The following is a 25,974-nucleotide window of genomic DNA, read 5'->3' as shown; positions in this document are numbered from 1 at the left end:
CGCACTCAAAAGAGGAGAAGAACGCATGCCCCGCCCTCGCCTTCACGCCGCCTCGCTGGCTGCCATCGTCGCCCTGCTGGGCGCCTGCAGCACGGTGACGCCGCCGGTGTCCGCGCCGCCGCCATCGGCCGCACCGTCATTGCCGTCGGCACCGCCCACGCGGCCCGCATCGTGGGCCGCGCCCGAAGCGCTGGTCGCGCCCTCCTCGTTCGCTGGCGTGCACGGGCTGGCCATCGATGCCAAGGGCCGCCTGCTCGCGGGCAGCGTGCTGGGCAACACGCTGTGGGAAGTGGACCGCACCACCGGTGCGGCGAAGGTGCTGGTCGACGCGCCCGAAGGCCAGGCGGACGACATCGCGGTCGGCCCCAACGGCGAGCTGGCATGGACCAACTACCTCATGGGCAAGCTGCGCTACCGCGAGAGCGACACCGCGCCGCTGCGCGTGCTGGCCAAGGACCTGCCCGGCCTGAACTCGCTCGACTTCGATCGCCGCAACGGCAAGCTCTACGCCTCGCAGGTGTTCCTGGGCGACGCGCTCTGGGAGATCGACCGCGACGGCAAGAAGCCGCCCCGGCTCATCAAGAAGGACATGGGCGGCTTCAACGGCTTCGAGGTCGGGCCCGACGGCATGCTGTACGGGCCTCTGTGGTTCAAGGGCCAGGTGGTGAAGATCGATCCGGCGAATGGCGCCATGACCGTGATCGCCGAGGGCTTCAAGATCCCGGCCGCGGCCAACCTCGACGGCAAGGGCAACCTCTGGGTGGTCGATGCGCGCAGCGGCGAGCTGGTGCGCGTGGACCTGGCCACCGGCAGCAAGACCGTGGCCAAGCAACTGCGCCCGTCGCTGGACAACCTCGCCATTGCAAAGGACACGCCCGACGGGATGATCTATGTGTCGAACATGGCGAACAACGAGGTGCAGTCCTTCAACCCCGCCACGGGCGACCTGCGCACGCTCACCAGCGGCAAGGTGGCGGTGCCGGCCGGCATGAAGATCGACGGCAACGACCTCTGGGTGGCCGACGTCTTCGGCTTTCGCCAGGTCGACGTGCGCACCGGCGAAGTACGCGACGTGTTCCGCATGCAGCGCGATCCGGACCTGGACTACCCCTTCGCGGTCGGGCTGTCGGCCAGGCTGTTCGCGCTCAGTTCATGGTTCGGCGGCACGGTGCAACTGGTCGACCGCCAGACGCTCAAGACCGTCGAAACCATCCACGGCCTGAAGGCGCCGTTCGACGCGATCCCCATGCCCGACGGCAGCGTGATCTACGCCGAACTGGCCAGCGGCAGCATCACCCGCGCGAGCGGGCCGAAGTTTGCTGACAAGTTGGTGCTTGCTAGCGGTCTGAGCGGCCCGGTGCAGATGATCGTGGGCCAGGATGGCGCGCTCTACGTCACCGAGGCGGCCGGCAAGCTGCTGCGCATTCCGCTGGACGCCAGTGCGCCGCTGCGCACCGTGGCCGACGGGCTGGCGCTGCCCGAAGGCGTGGCACAGACACCGTGGGGCAGCTTCATCGTGGCCGAAACCGCGGCCCGCCGGCTGGTCGAGATCGATCCAGCCAACGGCAGCCGCCGAACCGTGGCCGACAACCTGCCGATCGGCCTCGCGCCAGGGCCCGGCTTGCCTGCGCCCTACGTGGTCACGGGTGTCGCCGTGGGCAGCGACGGCACGATCTACATGGCGGCCGATCGCAACAATGCGATATATCGGATTCGCGCCGTAAGGTAGCGTAACAATAAGTGTAAATTTCCATTTACTTTTAAAAACAAATATTACAGACTGGCCGGGACGTCTCGTGGCGTCCCGATCGCATCCGGCTGTCGGGGGCATTGGCGAGGCGTTTTTTCCTGAAGGGACAAACGCATGACTCCGCTCGTCGTAGGCCAACTGCTATCGCCCGAATACTCGCTCGGGCTGGTGGCGCTCTCCTTCCTGATCTCATTCGCCGGCTCGCTGGTGGCGCTCATCTGCGCCGGGCGCATGGTGGGCGCGGATGGCAAACCCAACCTCGCCGTCGTGGCCTGCGCCGCGGTGGCGCTGGGCGGCATCGGCATCTGGTCGATGCACTTCATCGGCATGCTGGCGTACCGGCTGCCGGTCGGCATCTCGTACAACATGCCGCTGACGGTGGTGTCGCTGGTGGCAGCCATCCTGATCTCGGGCATTGCCCTCTACATGGCCGGCGGACGGCGCAAGTTCAGCAAGTCGGGCTGGGCGGCGGGCAGCCTGCTGGCCGGGCTCGGCGTGTGCGTGATGCACTACATGGGCATGTTCGCAATGAACATGCGCGCGTCGATGGACTTCAACATCGCCACGGTCGGCTTGTCGGTGCTGATCGCCATCAGCGCGGCCGCCGCCGCCCTGTGGCTGGCGTTCAACCTGAACAAGTTCACCCACAAGGTCGCGGCCGCCGCCGTCATGGGCGTGGCGGTCTGCACCATGCACTACGTGGGCATGAGCGCGGCCAGCATGATCTGCATCGCCTCCGCACCCACCGATGCACTGGCCATCGGCGGCAGCTCCATGGGGCTCACGGTGTTCGGCACGGCCGGCGCGGTGCTGATCTTCATCTACTGGGTGGTCACCGGCAGCAGCCTCGACGCGCCGCCCACACAGCGCGCGCGTACCAGCTAGTTGGCACAAGCGGGCCCGGCGCCCGCGGCCTAAAGTCTGTGCAGACCCCCAACAACAAGCGATCTGCACAGACTCTCCATGCCCGTCATCGAATCCCGGCTGCACGCGGCCAGCGACACCTTTCAGGCCAACCGCACCAGCATGCTCGCCTTGCTCGAACAGGTGCGCGCACACGAGGCCCGCGCCGCCGCCGCCTCCGGCGCCTCGGCCGAGCGCTTTGCCAGGCGCGGGCAACTGCTGCCGCGCGAACGCATCGCGCTGCTGCTCGACACCGGCGCGCCCTTCCTGCCGCTCGCCTCGCTCGCGGGGCTGGGCCATGACAACCCTGACCTGTCGAAGAGCGTGCCCGGTGGCGGGCTGATCTCGGGCATCGGCCAGGTGGCGGGCGTGCGCTGCATGGTCAGCGCCTCCGACTCCGGCATCGACGCCGGCGCGCTGCAGCCGATGGGGCTCGACAAGCAGTTGCGCGTGCAGGAGATCGCGCTCGAGAACAAGCTGCCCTATGTGCAGTTGGTGGAAAGCGCTGGCGCCAATCTCATGCAGTACCGCGTGCAGGACTTCGTGCGCGGCGGCAGCATCTTTCGCAACCTCGCGCGGCTCTCGGCCGCCGGGCTGCCGGTGGTGACGGTGACGCATGGTTCATCCACCGCGGGCGGCGCCTACCAGACGGGGCTGTCCGACTACATCGTGATGGTGCGCGACCGCACACGAGCCTTCCTCGCGGGGCCGCCCTTGCTGAAGGCTGCCACCGGCGAGATCGCCACCGAAGAGGAACTGGGCGGCGCCGTGATGCACACCCACATCTCGGGCCTGGGCGACTACCTGGCCGAAGACGACCGTGACGCCATCCGCATCGCGCGCTCGATCCTCGGCGGCATCGACTGGGCACGCGATGAAGCGCCCCGCAAGTTCGCACCGCCGCGCTACGACGCCGACGACCTGCTCGGCATCATGCCGAGCGATGGCCGCCGTCCGGTGGACATGCGCGAAGTCATCGCGCGCATCGCCGATGGTTCGGAGTTCCTGGAATTCAGCGAGCACTACGGCAGCGCCACCGTCTGCGGCCACATCCGGCTCGAAGGCCATGCCGTGGGCCTCATCACCAACAACGGCCCCATCGATTCCGACGGCGCCACCAAGGCCACGCACTTCATCCAGGCCTGCTGCCAGTCGCGCACGCCCATCGTCTACCTGCAGAACATCACCGGCTACATGGTGGGCCGTGCGCATGAAGAGGCCGGCATCATCAAGCACGGCGCCAAGATGATCCAGGCCGTGACCAGCGCCACGGTGCCGCAGATCACGCTGTACTGCGGCGCTTCTTACGGCGCGGGCAACTACGGCATGTGCGGCCGGGGCTTTGCGCCACGCTTCTGTTTCTCGTGGCCCAACGCGCGCACCGCGGTGATGGGCGGCGAGCAGGCCGCCAAGACCATGGCCATCGTGATGGAGGCCGGCATGGCACGCAAGGGCACGGTCGATACCGCGAAGATCGACGCAATGCAGCAGCAGATCGTCGAGCGCTTCGACCGGCAGATGAGCGTGTTCACCACCAGCGCGATGCTGCTGGACGATGGCGTGATCGACCCGCGTGACACGCGCGCGGTGCTGGCCGAAGTTCTATCGATCTGCCGCGATGCCGATGCACGCACGCCGCAGGCCATGCAGTTTTCGGTGGCACGGCCATGAGCAGTTTCCACAAGATCCTGATTGCGAACCGCGGCGAGATCGCGGTACGCGTGATGCGCACAGCGCGCACCATGGGCTACCGCACCGTGGCGGTGTATTCCAGCGCCGACGCAGATGCCGAACACGTGCGGCAAGCCGACCAGGCCGTGTGGATCGGCGAGTCGCTGCCCGCGCAAAGCTATCTGAACATCGCCGCCATCATCGAGGCCGCGCGCACCAGCGGTGCCGATGCGGTGCACCCCGGCTACGGCTTCCTCGCGGAGAACGCCGAGTTCGCACAGGCCTGCCGCGATGCGGGGCTGGTCTTCATCGGCCCTTCGCCCGAAGCCATTCGCACGATGGGCGACAAGGCCGGCGCCAAGCGGCTGATGCAGGCAGCCGGCGTGCCCTGCATTCCGGGCTACCAGGGCGAAGACCAGGGTGCCGCAAAACTCGCGACCGAAGCCGCGCGCATCGGATGGCCCGTGATGATCAAAGCCACCGCTGGTGGCGGCGGGCGCGGCATGCGGCTCGTGACCTCGGCCGCATCGTTTGCCGAGTTGCTGCAGAGCGCGCAATCCGAAGCGCTCAACGCCTTCGGCGATGCCACGGTGATCCTGGAGCGCGCCATCGTTGCGCCGCGCCACATCGAGATCCAGGTGTTCGCCGACCGGCACGGCAACGCCATCCATCTCGGCGAGCGCGACTGCTCGGTGCAGCGTCGGCATCAGAAGGTCGTCGAAGAAGCGCCCTCGCCGGCAGTGTCCGAGGCGCTGCGCGAACGCATGGGCACCACCGCCGTCGTCGCCGCGAAGGCCATCGCGTACGAAGGCGCGGGCACGCTCGAATTCCTGCTCGATGCCGAAGGCCAGTACTGGTTCATGGAAATGAACACGCGCCTGCAGGTCGAACACCCGGTGACCGAGGCGGTGACCGGGCTTGATCTGGTCGAACTGCAGCTGCGCGTAGCAGCCGGCGAGCCCCTGCCGCTGACGCAGCAGGACGTGCGCATCACCGGCCACGCGATCGAGGTGCGGCTTTGCGCCGAAGACCCGCAGCAGGGCTTCATGCCGCAGAGCGGCACGCTCGCCGCATGGCGGCCGGCAGTGGCCCTGCGCACCGAACACGCGCTGCGCGACGGTGCGGTCGTGCCGCCCTTCTACGATTCGATGATCGCCAAGCTCGTCGCCCATGGCCGCACGCGCGATGAAGCCAGGCACCGGCTGATCGCAGGCCTGCAGGACACGGTGGCACTGGGCATCGCGACCAACCAGCAGTTGCTGCAGCGCGTGCTCTCGCACGACGTGTTTGCAAGCGGCGGCGCGACCACCGCGTTCATCGCCGATCACCTCGATGCGCTGCTCGCACCCGATGCGGCCACCCACACGCAAGCCGCCCTGCTGGCCGCACTGCTGCTCCAGTTGGGTGAGCGCGGGTGGCCTTCACCGCTCGCGCACACGCTGCCCAATGCCCTGCGATTCACGCTCGACGGCAAGGTGCATGCAGCCCGCGTGACACCGCGCGGCGTCGGGCATTTCGATGTGGCACTGGACGACGGCGCGCCCGCGCGGGTCGAGCTGCTGGCCTTGCCGGGCGACGGCACGGTGCGCTTCTCGTGCCGGGGCGTGGCGGATCAAGCACTGGCAGTGCGCGAAGCTTCAGACCACCTGTGGATTCACTTCAACGGCCGGTCCTTCGAGCTGCGCGACCTCACGCATGTCACGGAGGCGCGCGCCGACGCCGCAGGCAGCGACGGCCTGCTGCGCGCCTCGATGAACGGCCGCGTGATCGCCCTGCTGGTGGCCGAAGGCGACGCGGTCGCGGCTGGTCAACCGCTCGTCACGCTGGAGGCAATGAAGATGGAACACGTGCATTGCGCCCCGCGTGCCGGCCGTGTCGCCGCACTGCATGTGGCCGTGGGCGCACAGGTGGCCGCGCGCCATGTGGTCGCGGAGATCGCCGACGCATGACGACCGCCGCCGTCGCCTTCTTCCTTTCAATTTCCCGGAAGTCTTTCGCATGAACGCCCCCTCTTCCCGCTACCGCTCCGTCTTCGCACCCGGCCTTTTCGGCGGGCAGGTCATCGTCGTCACGGGCGGCGGCTCGGGCATCGGCCGCTGCACGGCACACGAGTTGGCAGTGCTCGGCGCGCAAGTCGTGCTGGTCGGCCGCAACGCCGAGAAGCTCGCAGCGGTGCAAACCGAGATCGTCGAGGCCGGTGGCAAGGCCAGCACCCAGGCCTTCGACATCCGCCAGGAAGAAGCAGTGCGCACGGCCATCGCTGCCATCGTCACCGCGCATGGCCGCATCGACGGCCTCGTCAACAACGCTGGCGGCCAATACATCACGCCGCTGGCCGACATCTCGGCCAAGGGCTGGGAGGCGGTGATCCACACCAATCTCACCGGCGGCTTTCTCGTGGCGCGCGAATGCTTCGTGCAGAGCATGCGGGCGAACGGCGGCGCCATCGTCAATATCGTGGCCGACATGTGGGGCTCGATGCCGAACATGGGCCACAGCGGCGCGGCGCGCGCCGGTATGGTGAGCTTCACCGAAACGGCTGCGCTCGAATGGGCCGCCAGCGGCGTGCGCGTGAACGCGGTGGCGCCGGGCTACATCGCATCCAGCGGCATGGACCACTACCCGCCAGAAGCCGGCGACATGCTGCGCGCCATGCGCAAGACCGTGCCCGCAGGCCGCTTCGGCAACGAGGCCGAGACCTCCGGCGCCATCGCCTTCCTGCTGAGCCCTGCGGCCAGCTTCATCAGCGGCAGCGTGCTGCGCGTCGATGGCGCGCGGCCGCAGGTGCGCATGGGCTGGCCGATGGCGCTGCCGAATGCAGAAGCGCAGCAGCGCGCGGCGGTGCGGCCTTTCGATGGCTTTCACCTGGCGCAGACGCCGCGCGTGTTCCAGACACCGCCGAAGAACGAATCGAACGACTGACCGGAGACAAGCAACATGCAGTACACCCACGAACACCTCGAGATACAGAAGACCCTGCGCCGCTTCATCGACGAAGAGATCAACCCGCATGTGGACGAATGGGAAGCGGCCGAGATCTTTCCCGCGCACGAGGTTTTCAAGAAGCTCGGCAACCTCGGCCTGCTGGGCCTGAACAAGCCCGAGGCCTTCGGCGGCGCCGGGCTCGACTATTCGTATGCGATGGCCATGGCCGAGGCGCTGGGCCACATCAGTTGCGGCGGCGTGCCGATGGCGATTGGCGTGCAGACCGACATGTGCACACCCGCGCTCGCACGCTTCGGCAGCGATGAACTGCGCCGCGAATTCCTGGCGCCCGCCATCGCGGGCGACATGGTCGGCTGCATCGGCGTGAGCGAGCCCGGCGCGGGCAGCGACGTGGCGGGCCTGAAGAGCCATGCGCGCAAGGACGGCGACGACTACCTCATCAGCGGCCAGAAGATGTGGATCACCAACAGCCTGCAGGCCGACTGGATGTGCATGCTGGTCAACACCAGCGACGGGCCGGTGCACCGCAACAAGTCGCTGGTGATGGTGCCGATGAACCTTCCCGGCATCGAGAAGGCCAGGAAGATCCGCAAGATCGGCATGAATTCCAGCGACACGGGCCTCATCTATTTCGACAACGTGCGCGTGCCGCAGCGCTATCGCATCGGTGAAGAGGGCCAGGGCTTCATCTACCAGATGCAGCAGTTCCAGGAAGAGCGGCTGTGGGCCGCCGCGAGTTCGCTCGAATCGATGGAAGACTGCATCGCACAGACCATCGAATGGGCGCAGCAGCGCCAGATGTTCGGCGGCACGCTGGCCGACCAGCAGTGGGTGCAGTTCAAGCTGGCCGAACTCAAGACCGAGGTGGAGGCGCTGCGCGCGCTGACGTACCGCGCCTGCGACCTGCATGTGCAGGGCGAGGACGTGCTCGAACTGGCCTCGATGGCCAAGCTCAAGACCGGGCGCCTGACGCGGCAGGTGGCCGACACCTGCCTGCAGTTCTGGGGCGGCATGGGCTTCACGCTCGAAAACCGCGTCTCGCGCCTGTACCGCGACGGCCGGCTGGGCTCGATCGGCGGCGGCGCGGACGAAGTGATGCTCGGCATCCTGGCGAAAACCATGGGCATCGCCAAGCGGCCGCCGCAGCACGGCTGAAGCGCAGCATGGACGCCGAACTGCATGCCGACCGCACGGCGCTCGCCGACACGGTGCGGCGCTTTGCCGAAAGCGAGATCGCGCCGCATGTGCAGGCATGGGACGACGCGGGCGAATTTCCGCGCGCGCTGTACACGCGCGCCGCCGAATTGGGGCTGCTCGGGCTGAGCTATCCCGAGGCGCTGGGTGGCACGCCGGCCTCTTACGCGCTCAAGCTGCCCGCATGGATCGCGCTCGCGCGCCACGGCAAGAGCGGTGGGGTGCTGGCCAGCCTGTTCTCCCACAACATCGGCCTGCCGCCCGTGGTGCTGCATGCGAGCGATGCAGTGCGCCAGGAAGTGGTGCCGCCGGTGCTGCGCGGCGAGAAGATCGCGGCGCTCGCCATCACCGAACCCGGTGGCGGCTCGGACGTGGCAGCGCTGCGCACCACAGCAAAGCGCGACGGCGATCACTACGTGGTGAACGGCGAGAAGACCTTCATCACCTCGGGCATGCGCGCCGACTGGATCACGGTGGCCGTGCGCACCGGCGAAGGGCGTGGCGCGGGTGGTATCTCGATGCTGCTGGTGCCGGGCGATTCGGCCGGCCTCAGTCGCACGCGCCTGTCGAAGATGGGCTGGCTGTGCTCCGACACCGCCACGCTGCATTTCGACAACGTGCGCGTGCCCGCGCGCTACCTTCTGGGGAACGAAGGCGAAGGCTTTCGCATGGTCATGGGCAACTTCAACGGCGAGCGCATCGGGCTGGCGGCCGGCGCACTGGGCTTTTCGCAAGCCTGCCTCGACGAAGCGCTGGCCTGGGCGCGCGAACGCAAGACCTTCGGCGCCGCGCTCATCGAGCACCAGGTGGTGCGCCACAAGCTGGTGGACATGCAGATGCGCATTGCCTCCACCGAGGCCTGGCTCGAAGCGGTGTCGGCCGAGGGCGATGCACACGAGGCGGCGGGCCGATTCAACGCGCCCGAGTGGGTGGCGCAGATCTGCATGCTCAAGAACCACGCGACGCAGACCATGCAGTTCTGCGCCGATCAAGCGGTGCAAATTCTCGGCGGCATGGGCTTCATGCGCGGCACGGTGAGCGAGCGCATCTACCGCGAGGTCAAGGTGATGATGATCGGCGGCGGCGCCGAGGAAATCATGAAGGAACTGGCGGCGCGGCAGATGGGCTGGTAGGCGCGCGCCTACACCGGGCGTCGGTGCCGACCCATCTTCGCGCCCATCTGGAACGCCTGCGCCCTGCGCGTGTCCAACGATCCAGCGACTCCTGTCGGGGTCGCGGGAGATCACCATGCTCTCTTTCACTTATGGCATTGGCGCCGTCGTTCTCGTCTTGCTGGCGGTGCTGGTTTTTTCGGCGATCTGGATTTTTCGGGAGTACGAGCGCGGCATCGTGTTCACCCTCGGACGGTTCTCGAAAGTCTCGGGCCCCGGTCTGGTGATCGTGATCCCGGGCATCCAGCAGGTGGTGCGGGTCGATCTGCGCACCGTGGTGCTCGAAGTGCCGACGCAGGACGTGATCTCGCGCGACAACGTGTCGGTGAAGGTCAGCGCGGTCGTGTACTTCCGCATCGTCGATGCGGAGAAAGCCATCATCGAGGTGAAGGACTTTTTCAATGCCACCAGCCAGCTGGCGCAGACCACGCTGCGCTCGGTGCTGGGCAAGCACCAGTTGGACGACATGCTGGCCGAGCGCGAGAAGCTCAACCTGGATGTGCGCGAGTCGCTGGACGTGCAGACGGCGTCATGGGGCATCAAGGTGTCGAACGTCGAGATCAAGCAGATCGACCTCACCGAATCCATGGTTCGCGCCATCGCGCGGCAGGCCGAGGCGGAGCGCGAACGCCGCGCCAAGGTGATCCACGCCGAGGGCGAACTGCAGGCGTCCGAAAAGCTGTTCCAGGCCGCGCGCGTGCTGGCACAGGAGCCGCAGGCGATCCAGCTGCGCTACCTCGAAACGCTGACGGTGATCGGCGCGGACAAGAACACGACCATCGTGTTTCCGTTGCCCATGGATCTGATTTCGAGCTTCCTCGGCAAGCACGCATAGCGCACGGAAACGGAAAACTGTTCTTCACACACGAGGCTCGCGGCGCATGGCCTTTCTCAAGGCGCGTGCCTACCATCGTCCCCATGTTCAAGCACATCGTGATGTGGGACCTGCGCGGCGAGTCGCAGGAAGAAAAAGCGCAGGCCGCGCAACTGCTCAAGCACAAGTTTGAATTGCTGCGCGGCCAGGTTCCGGGCCTGCTTCACATCGAGGTGGGCGTGGATTCGAGCCGCGTGGCCTATGCCTGCGACGTGGTGCTGTACAGCGAGTTCGACAGCCAGGCCTCGCTCGACGGCTACGCCACGCACCCGGCGCACCTGCGGGTTCGCGAGGAGCTGGGTGACCTGCGCGTCGCGCGACACCAGGTGGACTACGCGGCGGGCTGAACGGCAGCCGCCGTTCAGTCGTTCCTTTCAGCGTCGCCTTGCTGCTGCGTTGCCGCGGCAAGTGCAGCCGCCGCGCGCAGCTTGTCCTTCTTGCTCGGCCGCTTGCCCTTGATGCCACCGGTGCCCGACGCATCGACCACCGGCGCCGCGACTTCCGTCGGCTCGAAGCCTTCGATGCGCTCGCGCGGCAGGCTCAGGCCCTGACGTTTCTCGATCACGCGGAAATGCGCTTCGGTGGATGCGCTCACGAAACTGATGGCCAGGCCGCTTTCACCCGCGCGACCGGTGCGGCCGATGCGGTGGATGTAGTCGGTCGGCGAGCGCGGCAGGTCGTAGTTGATGACCACGGGCAGTTGCGCGATGTCGATGCCGCGGGCCGCAAGGTCGGTGGCAATCACCACATCCCAGCGGCTCTGCTTGAACTGCGCAAGGATGTCGGTGCGCGTGCCCTGCGCGATGTCGCCGTGGAAGGGCACGGCATACACGCCGTTCTTGTAGAGCTTCTCGGCCACGATCTGCGCCGAATGCTGCGTGGCGACGAAGACCAGCACACGCTCCCACTCGTTCTCTTTCAGCAGATGGCGCAGCAGTTGCGTGCGACGGTCGGGGTCGACCTCGATCACGCGCTGCACGATGTTCGGCTCGGTGCCAGGCTCGCCCTGCACGTCGATGACGGCGGGGTCGCGCAGCATGCCGTCGGCCAGCGCCTGGATGGCGGGCGGGAAGGTGGCGGAGAACAGCAGGTTCTGGCGCTGCGCGGGCAGCATCGCGAGGATGCGGTTGAGTTCTTCGGCAAAGCCCAGGTCGAACAGGCGGTCGGCCTCGTCGAGCACGAGCGTCGACACGGTGTTGAGCTTGAGCGCGTTGTGGTCCACCAGGTCGAGCAGCCGGCCGGGCGTGGCGATCACGATGTCGGCACCGCCGCGCAGGCCCATCATCTGCGGGTTGATCGACACGCCGCCGAAGGCAATCGCGATCTTCAGGCGTTCGGGCAGGTGCTGCGCCAGGCTGCGCATGGTCTCGCCGACCTGGGCTGCGAGTTCGCGCGTGGGCACGAGCACCAGCGCGCGCACGCGGCGGGGCGACTGCGAGGCTTCGGCGACCAGGCGCTGCAGCAGCGGCAGGGAAAATGCGGCGGTCTTGCCGGAGCCGGTCTGCGCCGAGCCCCGCACGTCGCGACCTTGCAAAATCGCGGGGATGGCCGCAGCCTGGATGGCGGTCGGCGCGGCATAGCCGCTTTCGGCGGCAGCCTGCACGAGCGCGGGGGCCAGGCCCAGTGAGTCGAATGGCATGTGAGCAGACAGAGAGAGAAACCCGGAAACAAAGAAGAGATGGATCGAATGGCGACGACGAAAAGCAATCAGGCCACTGCCCTGGTGTATTCCACCGAGGCGGGCGGCCGCATGTGCCCCGATTGCGGCGCGCCGATGGCGCAGTGCCGCTGCAAGGATCTGAAGGCGCGCGTTCCGGCCACTGACGGCATTGTGCGTGTATCGCACGAGACCAAGGGACGCAAAGGCAAGGGCGTGACGGTGGTCAAGGGCCTGGCGCTCGATGCGGTGGCGCTCGCGGCGGTGGGAAAACAGCTCAAAACCGCCTGCGGCTCGGGCGGCACGGTGAAGGACGGCACCATCGAAATCCAGGGCGACCATCGCGAACTGGTGATCGCGGCGCTGGCCAAGCAGGGCCACACGGTCAAGCGGGCGGGAGGATAGATCGATGCAGCCCGAAGACCTCCAGCGCCTCGTGACCCTGCAAATGCCCTTCGGCAAGCACAAGGGCACGCTGATCGCCGATTTGCCCGGAAATTACCTGACGTGGTTTGCACGCGAGGGTTTTCCCTCGGGAGAAATCGGCCGGCTCCTCCAGTTGATGCATGAAATAGACCACAACGGGCTCTCGGACCTGCTCAAACCGTTGCGAAACGGCCCATCCGGCCGGGTTGTTTCTCAATAACACATGATTTCCCCACTCTTTTTGTAAATGGGGCTGGATAATCCGACCTACGTGTCTGCGAGCTTGTCTCCCGTGCACGTAATTCGGTGATCGGTCAGTTTCGCGCCACAGCGCATTTTGTTTGTTGTGATTCTGGGACTCCATCGCTTTGTTTTGTTGGTTTGAATTAGGAGTCCCTCCATGGGCAAGAAACTCTACGTAGGCAACCTCGCCTACTCTGTGCGTGACAACGACCTGGAACAGGCTTTCGGCGAGTTCGGCTCGATCGTCAGCGCCAAGGTCATGATGGAACGTGACACCGGCCGTTCGAAGGGCTTCGGCTTTGTCGAAATGGGCAGCGATGCAGAAGCACTCGCAGCCGTTGAAGCCATGAACGGCCATTCGCTCCAGGGCCGTGCCCTGACGGTGAACGAAGCCCGTCCGATGGAAGCTCGTCCTCCCCGCACCGGCGGTGGTGGCGGCTACGGCGGCGGCGCTGGTGGTGGCGGTGGCGGCTACGGTGGCGGCGGCGGCGGTGGTTACGGCGGCGGCGGCGGTGGCCGTAGCGGCGGTGGCGGCGGCTACGGTGGTGGCGGCGGCGGTGGCCGCGGCGGCTACTAAGCCCTCACCCGCACTCATGAGAGCTTCGGCTCTCTGAATGAATAAAAAGCTCCTTCGGGAGCTTTTTTCGTTTCTGCCCTGCACCTTTCAAGGAACCCCGGGGAGAACCCTGTCCCCCCGGTACGCATTTGTCCGTACCGGGGCGGTCAGCCAACGGTCAGCCGCCGACGACGACCCTCATCCCTCCAAAACAAGAGGGTCGAGAGATGAAAATAAAGAGTCAGGCTGACTTCTTTTCAGGAGTCATGTTCACCACCGTGGGGGGCGCTTTCGCGATCGGCGCGACCACCTACACGGTCGGCAATGGGGCCCGCATGGGGCCCGGATACTTCCCGCTGATGCTGGGCATCCTGCTGGCCATCCTCGGGGCCATCATCATGTTCCAGTCGCTGGTGGTGGAAACCACCGACGGCGATCCGATCGGCAAATGGGCCTGGAAGCCGCTGGCCTTCGTGCTCGGTGCCAACCTCGCCTTCGGCGTGCTGCTGGGCGGACTGCCCAGCATCGGACTGCCGGCGATGGGCATGATCATCGCGATCTACGCGCTCACGATCATCTCGAGCATGGCGGGCGAGCAGTTCAAGCTGCGCGACGTGCTGGTTCTCTCGACCATCCTGGCGGCTGGCAGCTACGTGGCGTTCATCTGGGCGCTCAAGTTGCAGATCCAGGTCTGGCCCACTTTCATTTCGGGCTGAGGAGAGAACACCATGGACCTGATCCACAACCTTTCCATCGGTTTCGGCGTTGCCTTCACCTTCACCAACCTGCTGTATTGCCTGCTGGGCTGCATCCTGGGCACGCTGATCGGCGTGCTGCCGGGCATCGGCCCGGTCGCGACCATCGCGATGCTGCTGCCCGCCACCTACGCGCTGCCGCCCGTGTCGGCGCTGATCATGCTGGCCGGCATCTACTACGGCGCGCAGTACGGCGGCTCGACCACGGCCATCCTGGTGAACCTGCCCGGGGAGTCGTCCTCGGTGGTCACCTGCATCGACGGCTACCAGATGGCAAGGCAGGGCCGCGCGGGTCCCGCGCTGGCGGCGGCGGGCCTGGGCTCGTTCTTCGCGGGTTGCGTGGGCACGCTGATCCTGGCGGCCTTCGCGCCGCCGCTGACCGAGCTGGCCTTCAAGTTCGGCCCGGCCGAGTACTTCTCGCTGATGACGCTGGGCCTGATCGGCGCGGTGGTGCTGGCTTCGGGCTCGCTGCTGAAGGCGGTGGCGATGATCGTGCTGGGCCTCTTGCTCGGCATCGTGGGCACCGACGTCAACTCGGGTGTGGCGCGCTACAGCTTCGACATTCCCGAACTCACCGACGGCATCGGCTTCGTGGTGATCGCGATGGGCGTGTTCGGCTATGGCGAAATCATCGGCAACCTCTCGCAGCCCGACGATGAGCGCGAAGTGTTCACGCACAAGGTCAAGGGCCTGTGGCCCACCAAGGACGACTTCAAACGCATGATGCCCGCCGTGCTGCGCGGCACGGCGCTGGGCTCGGCCCTGGGCATCCTGCCGGGCGGCGGCGCACTGCTGGCTTCGTTCGCGTCTTATGCGCTCGAAAAGAAGATCCGCATGAAGCCGGGCGAAGTGCCCTTCGGCAAGGGCAACATCCGCGGCGTGGCGTCGCCCGAATCGGCCAACAACGCCGGTGCGCAGACCTCCTTCATTCCGCTGCTGACGCTGGGCATTCCGCCCAACGCGGTGATGGCGTTGATGGTGGGTGCCATGACGATCCACAACATCCAGCCCGGCCCGCAGGTGATGACCAGCAACCCTGAGCTGTTCTGGGGCCTGATCGCCTCGATGTGGATCGGCAACGCGATGCTGATCATCCTGAACCTGCCGCTGATCGGCATGTGGATCAAGCTGCTGACGGTGCCTTACAAGTTCCTGTTCCCGGCGATCGTGCTGTTCTGTGCGATCGGCGTGTACTCGACCAACAACAACACCTTCGACGTGTGGATGGTGGCGGCCTTCGGCTTCATCGGCTATCTGTTCATCAAGCTGCGGACGGAGCCTGCGCCGCTGCTGCTGGGCTTCATCCTGGGGCCGATGATGGAAGAGAACCTGCGGCGCGCGCTGCTGCTGTCGCGTGGGGCGTGGAGCGTGTTCGTCACGCGGCCGCTGTCGGCAGGGTTGCTGGTGGCTGCAGCGATGCTGTTGGGCATCGTGCTGTTGCCGGCCATCAAGGCCAAGCGCGAGGAAGCCTTCGTCGAGGAGTGATCGGCTTCGGCCTCCATCAACAGCCCCCTTCTGGGGGCTTTTTCATTTGCGGCTCTTGTTTCTGGGCGCCGCTGTCCGGGGTGCGTGCGAATGACACCAGGTGCTCCCCTCCGCGAATGTCCCCCGCTTCGCTCCTCCTTTATTTCGCTGCGGGGAGCACCTGGCGTCATTCGCACAGGGCACGCTGCTATTGATCCTGTGATCAACGACTACTCCGAACGCTCACGTCGATACGGGGCTCTTTTTAGCTAAATAAAGGAGGAGCGAAGCGGGGGACATTCGCGAAAAAGAGCACCGTGTCGGCGTGGGCGACGCCCTGAACAGCAGCAGCGCCCCACAAGCACACCGCGTCAAACCCAAGACCAGGGTTTCATTTCAGAAACGCGTCGTAAGCCGTCTTCAAGATCAGCGCACTCACGACCACGATGAACACCACCCGCACAAAGCCCGCGCCGTGCTTCAGCGCCACGCGCGTACCCAGCAGGCTGCCCGCCACATTGGCCACCGCCATCACCAGCCCGTAGTGCCACCAGACGTGCCCCTTGGCCGCCAGCAATATCAGCGCGGCGGCGTTGGTCAACGTGTTGATGATCTTGGCGGAGGCCGAGGCATTGAGGAAGTCGTAGCCCATCCAGCGCACGAACAGGAACACCAGGAAACTGCCCGCGCCCGGCCCGAAGAAGCCGTCGTACAGCCCGATCGACAGGCCGATGGCGCAGGCGGCCAGCGTTTCGGCCCGGCCGCTGAAGCGCGGCGCGTGCAGCCGCCCCATGTCCTTGCGCGCCAGCGTGTAGAGCAGCACCCCGAGCAGGATGACCGGCAGCGCCCGGCGCAGGAAGTCCCCCGGAAACATCGTGACGCCCCAGGCGCCCAGCATCGAACCGGCAAAACCGAGCAGCGCGGCCGGCCACAACGCGCCCCAACGCATCTGCACGCGCTGGCTGAATTGGGCCGCGGCGGCGGCCGTGCCCCAAATGGACGCGCTCTTGTTGGTGCCCAGCAGCGTGGCCGGCGGTGCGCCCGGAAACACGGCGAACAGCGCCGGCACCAGGATCAACCCGCCACCACCCACGATCGAATCGACAAAACCCGCGAGCAGCGAGGCGCCCGTCACCACCAGCATTTCCATGGCGGGATTGTCTCACCGGGGTTGCTACCGAAACGATAGCGGCATACGCATGTACTGCGTGCGAACCGGGGCTGTTTGGTCTAAAGGAAAAGTGCGCCCCGCGACATTCGGACGGACATAAAAAAAGGCGCCGACCAGCGGCGCCTTTTCAAGTTCAGACATGGCATCTCGTATGGAGCCTTGGAAAGCATTTTTCTTGTTCGGGGGATTGTCTCCTCGGACCCTCGGCAGCACGAGCAGGGCCCGTTCGCGAGTGGGCAGACTTTAGGGGGTGCACCGCGCCAGTGCATTGGGAATTACCCGCTTTGCCTTACCTCGGAAGACCTGTTCGCAAACCAAAGTGTTTCTGCTAGTTAACGATGTGGCACGACTTGTGCACGTAAAGCCACAGTCCACAACTCGAAGAAGAGCACTGCCATGGCCTTGGTCCCGCAAGCCTCCATCAACGCGGCCGACACCGCCTGGATGATGACCTCGACCGCGCTGGTGCTGCTGATGACGCTGCCCGGCATCGCGCTGTTCTATGCGGGCATGGTGCGCCGCAAGAACGTGCTGGCCACCATGGCGAGCGTCGTGGCGATTTCTGCGGCGGTCTCGCTGACCTGGTTCGCGCTGGGCTATTCGCTGGCGTTCACCGAAGGCTGGCCCTGGCTGGGCGGCACCGGTCGTTTCTGGTTCTCGGGCTTCGAGTACCTGAAGGAGGCGGGCCAGGTGGCGGTGAGCCATGTCGCGCCCAACGTGCCCGAATCGGTCTACGCGATGTTCCAGTTGACCTTCGCGATCATCACCACTGCGCTGGTGCTGGGTGCCTTCGTCGAGCGCATGCGTTTTTCGGCGGTACTGTGGTTCGCGCTGCTGTGGAGCGTGCTGGTCTATGCGCCGATCGCGCACTGGGTCTGGGAGCCGGGTGGCTGGCTCGCGCAGATGGGCGCGCTCGACTTCGCGGGCGGCTCGGTGGTGCACGTCAATGCGGGCATCGCGGGGCTGGTCTGCGCCTATGCGCTCGGGCCGCGCAAGGGCTACGGGCGCGAGGCCTTCGAGCCCTACAGCCTGGCGTTCACGATGGTGGGGGCCGGTCTGTTGTGGGTGGGCTGGTTCGGCTTCAATGCGGGTTCGGCGGTGGCGGCCGACGGGCGCGCGGGCCTGGCGATGCTGGTCACGCACATCGCGGCGGCAGCCGGGGCGATGACCTGGATGATTGGCGAGTGGACCGTGCGGCGCAGTCCGTCGCTGCTGGGACTGTGCTCGGGGCTGGTGGCGGGGCTGGTCGCGATCACGCCGGCGGCTGGTTTCGTGACGCCGTTGGCCGCGCTGGCCATCGGCGGCATCGCGGGACTGGCCTGCTACTGGGGCGCGACCGGGCTGAAGCATCTGCTGGGCGCGGACGATTCGCTCGACGTGTTCGGTGTGCACGGCATCGGCGGGGTCGTGGGCGCGCTGCTCACGGGGGTGTTCGCCGATGCGCGCATCTCGGGCGCAACCGGCAACGTACTGACGCAGGCCATCGCCGTCGGCAGCGTGGCGATCTACAGCGCCACGGGCACGGCGGTGGTGCTGTTCCTCGTGCACATCCTGGTCGGATTGCGCGTCGATCCGGAAAGCGAGCAACTGGGCCTCGATCTTGCACAGCATCGTGAACACCTGGGGAGCTGATCCACCGACGGAGGAACCATGCCATCCATGTCAGAAAGCGAACGCATCGCCCTCGCCGCCCGCCTGCATGTGGCATTGCGGCGAAAGCATGGGCGCGTGACCGACACCGAGTGGATGGCAACCAATGCCGAGTACGCCGCCGAGATCGTGCGCATGACGCGCGCGCATGCGGCGGACACGCAGGACGCAGAGCTTGAGCAACTTGCCACGCGTCTCGAGCAGGCCATGGAGCCGTTGGCGCGTGCTGCGCGGCTGGCGGCGCGGCAGCCTGATGGGAATCCGCCTACGCCGCCGCCTCGTTATGTGGGTGGGTTGCGTTGACTTCTTCGGGAGTGTTCAGGGCGAGTGCGAATGACACCAGGTGCTCCCCTCCGCGAATGTCCCCCGCTTCGCTCCTCCTTTATTTCGCTGCGGGGAGCACCTGGCGTCATTCGCACAGGGGCACGCTGCTGGTGTGCAGCCGATCAAAAAGTGCTCTGAGCGCTCACGCCGATACGGGGCTCTTTTTCGCGAAATAAAGGAGGAGCGAAGCGGGGGACATTCGCGAAAAAGAGCACCGTGTCGGCGTGAGCGTCGCCCTGAACGGCATCGCTCAAAACCACACAAAACTCAGCCCGCAGCCAACGCAGCCTTGCGAATCGACTGCAGCGTGCTACCGGGCGTGATCGCTTCCGGGTCCAGCAGGCAATGCAGGATCGCCGGCTTGCCGCTCGCACGGGCGCGGGCCAGCGCAGGGCCGAATTCTTCGGTCGTCGTCACACGCTCGCCATGGCCGCCGAACACCTCGGCATAGCCGCGGAAGTCGGGGTTCTTCAACTGCGTCGCGCTGATGCGGCCGGGATAGTGCTTTTCCTGGTGCATGCGGATCGTGCCGTACATGGCGTTGTCCAGCAGCACCACGATGATCGGCAGGCCGTATTGCACGGCGGTCGCGAACTCCTGGCCGTGCATCATGAAATCGCCGTCGCCCGCGAACACGACCACCTCGCGCTGCGGCCACAGCCGCTTGGCGCCGACGCCGGCCGGCAGGCCGTAACCCATCGAACCGCTGGTGGGAGCGAGCTGGCTCGCGAACGCGCGGAACGGCCAGAAGCGATGCACCCAGGTGGCAAAGTTGCCCGCGCCGTTGCAGAAGATGGTGTCGGCAGGCAGAACTTCGCGCAGATGCTGCATGACCTCGCCCATCTGCAACGGGCCGGGAATGCGGATCGGGGCCGGATCGCTCCAGCGCAGGAAGTCTTCGCGCGCCGTCTTCGTCTCGGCCTGCCAGGTCGGCGTCGAAGCCGGGCGCAACGCGGTCACCGCTTCGGCAAACGCCTGCGGCGTGGCGTGGATGCCCAGCGCGGGCCGGTAGAGCTTGCCGATCTCGTCGGCATCGGCGTGCACATGCACCAGTGCCTGCTTGGGCTGCGGAATGGCCAGCAGTTCGTAGCCTTGCGATGGCACTTCAGACATGCGCCCGCCGACCAGCAACACGAGGTCTGAATCGCGGATGCGTTCGAGCATGCGCGGGTTCGCTCCGAGCCCCAGGTCGCCCGCATAGCAAGGGTGCTCGGCCGACAGCAGCATCTGGCGACGGAACGAGCAGTACACGGGCAGCGAGAAAGCCTCGGCGAAAGCCGCGAACTGCAGTCCGGCCTGTTCCGACCAACGGCTGCCGCCGAGGATGACAACCGGCCGCTGCGCCTGTGACAGGCGCTGCTGCAGATCGGCCAGTTGCGCCGCGCCGGGATGGGTTTCCGTCACCGCATAGGGCAGCGCGTCGGCCACCGCCGCGGCTTCGGTCAGCATGTCTTCGGGCAGCGCGATCACCACCGGGCCGGGCCGGCCCGAGGTCGCGACATGGAAGGCGCGCGAGACGAGTTCCGGCAAGCGCGCCGGATCGTCGATCTGCACGACCCACTTGGCCATGGTGCCGAAGACCGCGCCGTAGTCCAGTTCCTGGAAGGCCTCGCGGCCCAGCGCATCGCGTGCGACCTGGCCCACGAACAGCAGCAGCGGTGTCGAGTCCTGGTGCGCGATGTGCACGCCGGCCGCCGCGTTGGTGGCGCCCGGACCGCGCGTGACGAAGCAGATGCCGGGCTTGCCCGTGAGCTTGCCCTGCGCCTCGGCCATCATGGTGGCGCCGCCTTCCTGGCGGCACACGGTCACGTCGATGGATGCGTCGTGCAGCGCGTCGAGCACGGCGAGAAAACTTTCGCCAGGCACGCAGAAGAGCTGCTGCACGCCGTGAGTGATGAGCTGGTCGACCAGGATCTGGCCGCCGGTGCGGGAGGAAGTCATGCGATGTCCAAGGAGATGAAGGTATCGGGTGTTGCGCCTTCCCCCTCCGGGGGAAGGTTGGGATGGGGGCAAGCGGCGCCAGTTGTGCCGACAGCATTTGATACGCCGCCAGCCCCCACCCCTGCCCTCCCCCGGGAGGGCAGGGAGAAATTCAAAGTCATTCGAGCGCTTCGCAAGCGGCCGCGATGCGTGTGCATGCCTCTTCCAACTGCGCCATCGACGTCGCATACGAGATGCGGAAATACGGCGCCAGCCCGAACACGCTGCCCGGCACCACCGCCACTTCGAAGTCTTGCAGCAGGTAGCGGCAAAAGTCGCTGTCGGTCTGCAGCAGCACGCCGCCACGGGTGCGCTTGCCGAGCACGCCGGCACAACTGGCGAAGGTATAGAACGCACCCTCGGGCACGCGGCAATGCAGGCCGGGCATGCGGTTCAGCGCCGCCACCACGAAGTCGCGCCGCGCCTGGAAGTCGGCGCATCGTTCGGCCACGATCTCCTGCGGCCCGGTGAGCGCCTCGATGGCCGCAGCCTGGCTGATCGACGACGGGCACGAGGTCGACTGGCTCTGCACCACAGCCATCGCACCGATCAGCGCACGCGGCCCCGCGCCGTAGCCCAGGCGCCAGCCGGTCATGGCGTAGGCCTTCGACACGCCGTTCACTGTCAGCGTGCGTTCGCGCAATCGGGGTTCGATCGCCACGGGTGTGGCGAAGGCCAACCCGTCGTAGAGGATGTGTTCGTAGATATCGTCCGCCAGCACCCACACCTGCGGATGGCGCAGCAGCACCTCGCACAACGGCTGCAACTGCGCCGCGCTGTAGGCCGCACCGCTCGGGTTCGATGGTGAGTTCAAAAAGAGCCAGCGCGTGCGCGGCGTGATCGCCGCTTCGAGCTGCGCTGCGGTCAGGCGAAAGCCGTTCGCCTCGGTGCAGGCCACCGACACCGGCACGCCGCCGCAGATCTGCACGATGTCCGCATAAGAGGTCCAGTACGGCGCAGGCAGGATCACCTCGTCGCCGGGGTTCAGGCTCGCCATCAACGCGTTGAAGATCACCTGCTTGGCGCCCGCGCTCACACTGATTTCGTCCAGCGCAAAGTCCAGCGCGTTGTCGCGCCTGAACTTGAGCTGCACCGCCGCCTTCATCGCCGGACTGCCGTCGAGCACCGTGTAGCGCGTCTCGCCGTGTCCAATCGCGCGCACCGCCGCTTCGCGAATGTTGTCCGGCGTGTCGAAGTCGGGCTCACCCGCGCCCAGCACGATCACCGGCCGGCCCGCGCGCTTGAGCGCGTTCGCCTGGTCGGTGATGCGCAGGATCTCCGAGACGTGGATGGCGCGCACACGTTGCGCTGGCGAGAACACGGCGGCGTCTGAGGTCACTTGGCGTAGGTCTCCAGTGGCTTGTCGTTGGGTTCGAGCATCAATTGCTTGAGCGCCGGGCTCATCGGCAGGTTCAGGCTGGTGTTCTTCGGCGGAATGGCCGCGACGAACCACTTGGTGTAGATCTTTTCCAGCTCGCCGCTCTTCATGAGCTTGCGCAGCGAATCGTCCACCGCCGCCTTGAAGGCCGGGTCGTCCTTGCGGAACAGCAGCGCGATGGGCTCGGAGCCCAGCGCCTCGCCCACGATGCGGTACGAGGCCGGGCTCTTCGAGTTCGCGATGATGCCGGCGAGCAGGTTGTCGTCGAGCACGAAGGCATCGGCGCGGCCCGACTCCATCAAGAGGAAGCTCTCGAGGTGGTCCTTGCCGAGCATCGTGTTGTACGAGACGTTCTGCGCGCGCTCACGCTTGCGCAGCAGTTGCACGGCGGTGGTGCCGGTCGATGCCGACACGTTGCGGCCCGCGAGCTGGTCGAGCGAGGTGATGCCCGAATCGACCTTGGTCGCCATGCGCACTTCGCTCACGTACGTGGTGAGCGCAAAGGCCACCTGCTGCTGGCGCGCGGTGTTGTTGGTGGTGGGGCCGCAGCCGATGTCGAGCGTGCCGTTCTGCACCAGCGGAATGGTGTTCTGCGCGGTCACGGCCATGTATTCGAGCTTGGCGTTGGGCGCGATGTCTTTCAGCACGCGCTCGCACAGCTCGACGTGGTAGCCCACGTACTTGTCGCCCGCACCCAGCATGTAGGCCATCGGCGGCGAGGCTTCGCGCACACCGAGCACGGCCTTGCCGTTGGCCTTGATCTTGTCGAGCGTGCCGGTGGTGGCGGTCTGCGCGCTGGCGCTGCCGAATGCGAGTGCGAGCAGCGCTGCGGTGGCGAGGGTCTTCAGTTGCATCTTCATCTTCTCTGTCTCCTGGTAGTTTTTCTTCGAAGGGCACGGCACGCCCTGCCAGCACGGCGTGGTGGCTTTTTCGTGGGACATCGCGGAACCGGCTTTGCCGGGCCGCAGATGTCGCCCCCGGTAGGGGGTTGGCGAAGCGACACGAAGTGCGCGCAGCCTGGGGGCGAGCCTCAATCCCCGATGTCGAAAGTCACGCCTTGCGCGAGCGGCAGTGCGGTCGAGTAATTGATCGTGTTGGTGGCGCGGCGCATGTACGCCTTCCAGCTGTCGGAACCGGCTTCGCGCCCGCCGCCGGTTTCCTTCTCGCCACCGAAGGCGCCACCGATCTCGGCGCCGCTCGGTCCGATGTTGACGTTGGCGATGCCGCAGTCCGAGCCCGCGCTCGACATGAAGCGCTCGGCCTCGCGCACGTTGAGCGTGAAGATCGACGACGACAGGCCCGCGCCCACCGCGTTGTGCCACTCGATGGCTTCGTCGAGCGAGCTGTAGCGCACCACGTACAGGATGGGCGCGAAGGTCTCGCGCAGCACCGGGCCGGCATGCGCCTTCAATTCCACGAGCGCCGGGCGCACGTAGTAGGCGTCCTTCGTGCCGATGCCGTCGACGCGCTGGCCGCCGTGCACCGTCGCGCCGGCTTCGCGGCTTTCGCCGAGCGCCTTCTGCATGCCGTCGAAGGCGGCGCGGTCGATCAGCGGGCCGACCAGTGTGCCGGCCTCGCGCGGATCGCCCACCTGCACGTTGCCGTAGACCTTCGCGAGCTTGGGCACCAGCGCGTCGTACACGCTATCGTGCACGAACAGGCGACGCAGCGTGGTGCAGCGCTGGCCGGCCGTGCCCATCGCCGAAAAGGCGATGCCGCGCAGCGTGAGGTCGAGGTCGGCCGAGGGCGTGACGATGGCGGCGTTGTTGCCGCCCAGTTCAAGAATCGCGCGCGCAAAACGCGCAGCCAGCTTGGGCCCGACCTGCCGACCCATTGCGGTGGAGCCGGTGGCCGAGAGGATCGGCACGCGGTGGTCGTCGACCAGCACTTCACCGATGTCGCGCTGGCCCAGCAGCAGACCGAGCAAGCCTTCGGGCGCATCGCCAAAACGTTCGATGGCGCGCTGCGCGATGGCGTGCGTGGCCAGCGCGGTCAGCGGTGTTTTCTCGGACGGCTTCCACACCACCGAATCGCCGCACACCAGTGCCAGCGCCGCATTCCACGACCACACGGCCACGGGAAAGTTGAAGGCCGAGATCACGCCGCACACGCCCAGCGGATGCCAGGTTTCCATCATGCGGTGCTCGGCGCGCTCGGTGGCCAGCGTGAGGCCGTAGAGCTGGCGCGAGAGGCCGACCGCGAAGTCGCAGATGTCGATCATTTCCTGCACCTCGCCCGCGCCTTCGGACGGAATCTTGCCGGCCTCCAGCGTGACGAGGCGGCCCAGGTCGCGCTTGGCGGCGCGCAGTTCTTCGCCCAGCAGGCGCACCAGCTCGCCGCGGCGCGGTGCCGGCACGTTGCGCCAGGCCTTGAAGGCTTCGTGCGCGCGGCCGATGGCGCCGGTGGCCTCGACCGGCGTGGTTTGCGGCACCTGCGCGATCACCTCGCCGGTGACCGGCGAGCGCACCGTCAGCTCGCCGCCGGTGTAGGCGGTGTGCGGCACGCCCAGGCGCTGCAGCAGTTGTTCGACTTCGGTGACGACCGGGAGGGAGGTGTGGGGTTCGGACATCCGGCCAATATCAGCGAATCCCGCACCCTTGCATAGTGAAAATATGGAAGGACCTGATGCGTTTCAGGAATGAACTTGCAGGGTCTGCGTGCGGTTAACGCACCAATCGGGTCGCCGCCAGCACCCACAGCACTGTCAGCACGCCATTGCTCACGGCAAACAGCACCAGCCGGTGGATCACGTGGTTGTAGGTCAGGTGGACCACGCTGTGCACCACGCGCAAGGCCACATACGTCCATGCCAGGCAGATCATCGTGGGCGACGGCGGCGTCGCCACGTAGCACAGCAGGCACACCACATAGAACAGCACCGGCAGCTCCAGCAGATTCATGTAGTTGCGGTTCGGAATGCGCACGGCATCGGGCACCGCCGCCGACTCGCCCACCTTGAAGTCCGCGCCCCGGATCTCGCGGCGCTTCACCGCGCGGATGCGGACGAAGGGAATCAGTAGCAGGACGAGGCCGGTCCATGCTGCCAGCGCGAACACGGGGTAGAGGATCGAAGGGTTGTTCATGGGTGGGGGCTCCTCGCGCGCATTGTCGTGTCAGGCAAAAGAGCCTGACTGGCCTGTTCGGCGACTGAAGGCAGAGTCGAAATTGCAAGGGCGGCCATGGATTCGCCGCGGCCAGATCAGGCAATATCAGGAATGCACCCGGAATTCAAACAAGAAATCGTGGTCCTGACGGGGGCCGAAGTGGTTCGCCGCCGCGCCGGCATGTACTTTGATGTTCATGACCGGGACATCGCAGCAACGCTCGCCCTGCAGGCCCTGTGCCACGCCATCGACGACGCGATCGACGGCCGATGCACACAGGTTTTTCTGACCATCGACGGCGCGGCAATCGACGTGCGCTACGACAGCGGCATGCCCCTCGAGCCCGATGCGCAGCATCCGAACTGGACGGTGGCGCAGATATTTCTCACGATCCATGCCGCCTGCCATTCGCGCAAGCGTCATCTGGAGGTGGGTTCGGAGTTCTGCGGGATCGGGCTCGCGGTGCTGAACGCCGTTTGCAGCGAGCTCACAGCGGAGATCAGGGACAACGGAAAGCAATTGCGGCTGCACTTCGAGCGAGGCGAGTTGCACGAAGAAGTCCCGGTTTCGACCACCCTGGAAGCCGACGAGACGCGGCTGCATTTCGTGCTCGATCCATCAATACTTCCGGACAACCGGCCCGGCGAAGACGCATTGCGCCGTGCCCTGCACGATCTGCGCTCCCGGTTTCCGGGCCTGAAGATCGAGATGAAATTCGCCCCCGCGAGCGATTGAAGCAAATCGCCCGGCGCTTCC

Annotated in this window: 24 protein-coding genes; 17 read left to right on the top strand and 7 right to left on the bottom strand. The window is 66.4% G+C overall.

Annotation, left to right across the window (positions count from 1 at the left end; all coding sequences use genetic code 11):
• Positions 1-25 precede the first annotated feature (25 nt).
• The 9 genes from H7F35_RS13815 to H7F35_RS13775 all read left to right on the top strand — a co-directional run bounded on the left by H7F35_RS13815 (position 26) and on the right by H7F35_RS13775 (position 10,857).
• Positions 26-1,729: a hypothetical protein gene (locus H7F35_RS13815; RefSeq protein ID WP_187113406.1), complete on the top strand. Its 1,704-nt coding sequence runs from the start codon at positions 26-28 to the stop codon at positions 1,727-1,729.
• Between the two features lie 135 nt (positions 1,730-1,864).
• Positions 1,865-2,635, top strand: coding sequence for an MHYT domain-containing protein (locus tag H7F35_RS13810; protein ID WP_187113405.1), 771 nt, complete (start codon positions 1,865-1,867; stop codon positions 2,633-2,635).
• 78 nt (positions 2,636-2,713) lie between these two features.
• Positions 2,714-4,324: an acyl-CoA carboxylase subunit beta gene (locus H7F35_RS13805; RefSeq protein WP_187113404.1), complete on the top strand. Its 1,611-nt coding sequence runs from the start codon at positions 2,714-2,716 to the stop codon at positions 4,322-4,324.
• Positions 4,321-6,273 carry an acetyl/propionyl/methylcrotonyl-CoA carboxylase subunit alpha gene (locus H7F35_RS13800; RefSeq protein ID WP_187113403.1) on the top strand — a complete coding sequence of 651 codons (1,953 nt, stop codon included), beginning with the start codon at positions 4,321-4,323 and terminating at the stop codon, positions 6,271-6,273. The genes H7F35_RS13805 and H7F35_RS13800 overlap by 4 nt, the downstream gene beginning before the upstream one ends.
• A 49-nt stretch (positions 6,274-6,322) precedes the next feature.
• Positions 6,323-7,246, top strand: a complete 924-nt coding sequence (locus tag H7F35_RS13795; RefSeq protein ID WP_187113402.1) for an SDR family oxidoreductase — start codon at positions 6,323-6,325, stop codon at positions 7,244-7,246.
• 15 nt (positions 7,247-7,261) lie between these two features.
• The gene (locus H7F35_RS13790) at positions 7,262-8,425 is read left to right on the top strand and encodes an acyl-CoA dehydrogenase family protein (protein ID WP_187113401.1); all 1,164 of its coding nucleotides are present in this window, start codon (positions 7,262-7,264) and stop codon (positions 8,423-8,425) included.
• An 8-nt stretch (positions 8,426-8,433) separates the two neighbouring features.
• Positions 8,434-9,597 (top strand): acyl-CoA dehydrogenase family protein, encoded by a 1,164-nt coding sequence (locus H7F35_RS13785; protein ID WP_187113400.1) that lies wholly within the window; start codon positions 8,434-8,436, stop codon positions 9,595-9,597.
• Positions 9,598-9,712: 115 nt separating this feature from the next.
• Positions 9,713-10,471 (top strand): slipin family protein, encoded by a 759-nt coding sequence (locus tag H7F35_RS13780; RefSeq protein ID WP_187113399.1) that lies wholly within the window; start codon positions 9,713-9,715, stop codon positions 10,469-10,471.
• 83 nt (positions 10,472-10,554) lie between these two features.
• Positions 10,555-10,857 (top strand): Dabb family protein, encoded by a 303-nt coding sequence (locus tag H7F35_RS13775; RefSeq protein WP_187113398.1) that lies wholly within the window; start codon positions 10,555-10,557, stop codon positions 10,855-10,857.
• A gap of 14 nt (positions 10,858-10,871) precedes the next feature.
• On the opposite strand, the gene H7F35_RS13770 is transcribed toward H7F35_RS13775, so the two are convergent.
• Positions 10,872-12,149, bottom strand: coding sequence for a DEAD/DEAH box helicase (locus H7F35_RS13770; RefSeq protein ID WP_187113397.1), 1,278 nt, complete (start codon positions 12,147-12,149; stop codon positions 10,872-10,874).
• Positions 12,150-12,197: 48 nt separating this feature from the next.
• On the opposite strand from H7F35_RS13770, the gene H7F35_RS13765 reads away from it, so the two are divergent.
• The 5 genes from H7F35_RS13765 to H7F35_RS13745 all read left to right on the top strand — a co-directional run bounded on the left by H7F35_RS13765 (position 12,198) and on the right by H7F35_RS13745 (position 15,632).
• Positions 12,198-12,572 (top strand): translation initiation factor Sui1, encoded by a 375-nt coding sequence (locus tag H7F35_RS13765; RefSeq protein WP_187113396.1) that lies wholly within the window; start codon positions 12,198-12,200, stop codon positions 12,570-12,572.
• Between the two features lie 4 nt (positions 12,573-12,576).
• Positions 12,577-12,813 (top strand): DUF3820 family protein, encoded by a 237-nt coding sequence (locus H7F35_RS13760; RefSeq protein ID WP_187113395.1) that lies wholly within the window; start codon positions 12,577-12,579, stop codon positions 12,811-12,813.
• A 180-nt stretch (positions 12,814-12,993) separates the two neighbouring features.
• On the top strand, positions 12,994-13,413 hold the full coding sequence (locus H7F35_RS13755) for an RNA recognition motif domain-containing protein (protein ID WP_187113394.1): 420 nt from the start codon (positions 12,994-12,996) through the stop codon (positions 13,411-13,413).
• Between the two features lie 206 nt (positions 13,414-13,619).
• Positions 13,620-14,108, top strand: coding sequence for a tripartite tricarboxylate transporter TctB family protein (locus H7F35_RS13750; RefSeq protein WP_187113393.1), 489 nt, complete (start codon positions 13,620-13,622; stop codon positions 14,106-14,108).
• Between the two features lie 12 nt (positions 14,109-14,120).
• Positions 14,121-15,632 (top strand): tripartite tricarboxylate transporter permease, encoded by a 1,512-nt coding sequence (locus H7F35_RS13745; protein WP_187113392.1) that lies wholly within the window; start codon positions 14,121-14,123, stop codon positions 15,630-15,632.
• A 370-nt stretch (positions 15,633-16,002) separates the two neighbouring features.
• Here H7F35_RS13745 and H7F35_RS13740 read toward each other — a convergent pair whose 3' ends face one another.
• Entirely contained in the window at positions 16,003-16,761 is a 759-nt protein-coding gene (locus H7F35_RS13740; protein ID WP_187113391.1) for a TSUP family transporter, read from the bottom strand.
• A gap of 417 nt (positions 16,762-17,178) precedes the next feature.
• On the opposite strand from H7F35_RS13740, the gene H7F35_RS13735 reads away from it, so the two are divergent.
• Entirely contained in the window at positions 17,179-18,414 is a 1,236-nt protein-coding gene (locus H7F35_RS13735; RefSeq protein WP_187113390.1) for an ammonium transporter, read from the top strand.
• An 18-nt stretch (positions 18,415-18,432) separates the two neighbouring features.
• Complete coding sequence (locus H7F35_RS13730; protein ID WP_093246454.1) at positions 18,433-18,735, top strand: hypothetical protein; 303 nt, start codon at positions 18,433-18,435, stop codon at positions 18,733-18,735.
• Between the two features lie 288 nt (positions 18,736-19,023).
• On the opposite strand, the gene H7F35_RS13725 is transcribed toward H7F35_RS13730, so the two are convergent.
• The 5 genes from H7F35_RS13725 to H7F35_RS13705 all read right to left on the bottom strand — a co-directional run bounded on the left by H7F35_RS13725 (position 19,024) and on the right by H7F35_RS13705 (position 25,197).
• Complete coding sequence (locus H7F35_RS13725) at positions 19,024-20,697, bottom strand: thiamine pyrophosphate-binding protein (RefSeq protein ID WP_187113389.1); 1,674 nt, start codon at positions 20,695-20,697, stop codon at positions 19,024-19,026.
• A 157-nt stretch (positions 20,698-20,854) separates the two neighbouring features.
• Entirely contained in the window at positions 20,855-22,075 is a 1,221-nt protein-coding gene (locus H7F35_RS13720) for a pyridoxal phosphate-dependent aminotransferase (RefSeq protein ID WP_187113388.1), read from the bottom strand.
• On the bottom strand, positions 22,072-22,974 hold the full coding sequence (locus H7F35_RS13715; protein ID WP_187113387.1) for an amino acid ABC transporter substrate-binding protein: 903 nt from the start codon (positions 22,972-22,974) through the stop codon (positions 22,072-22,074). Before H7F35_RS13715 ends, H7F35_RS13720 begins: the two co-directional genes overlap by 4 nt.
• Positions 22,975-23,144: 170 nt before the next feature.
• A complete protein-coding gene (locus H7F35_RS13710; protein ID WP_187113386.1) occupies positions 23,145-24,683 on the bottom strand; it encodes an aldehyde dehydrogenase family protein in 1,539 nt (512 codons plus the stop codon).
• Between the two features lie 94 nt (positions 24,684-24,777).
• Positions 24,778-25,197 carry an MAPEG family protein gene (locus tag H7F35_RS13705; protein ID WP_187113385.1) on the bottom strand — a complete coding sequence of 140 codons (420 nt, stop codon included), beginning with the start codon at positions 25,195-25,197 and terminating at the stop codon, positions 24,778-24,780.
• Positions 25,198-25,329: 132 nt separating this feature from the next.
• Between H7F35_RS13705 and H7F35_RS13700 the strand changes: the two genes are divergently transcribed.
• A complete protein-coding gene (locus tag H7F35_RS13700) occupies positions 25,330-25,953 on the top strand; it encodes a hypothetical protein (protein WP_187113384.1) in 624 nt (207 codons plus the stop codon).
• Positions 25,954-25,974: the final 21 nt, after the last annotated feature.

The organism is Variovorax sp. PAMC26660, from assembly GCF_014302995.1.
Taxonomy (GTDB): domain Bacteria; phylum Pseudomonadota; class Gammaproteobacteria; order Burkholderiales; family Burkholderiaceae_C; genus Variovorax.
This window is presented reverse-complemented; position numbering and strand designations above follow the sequence as displayed.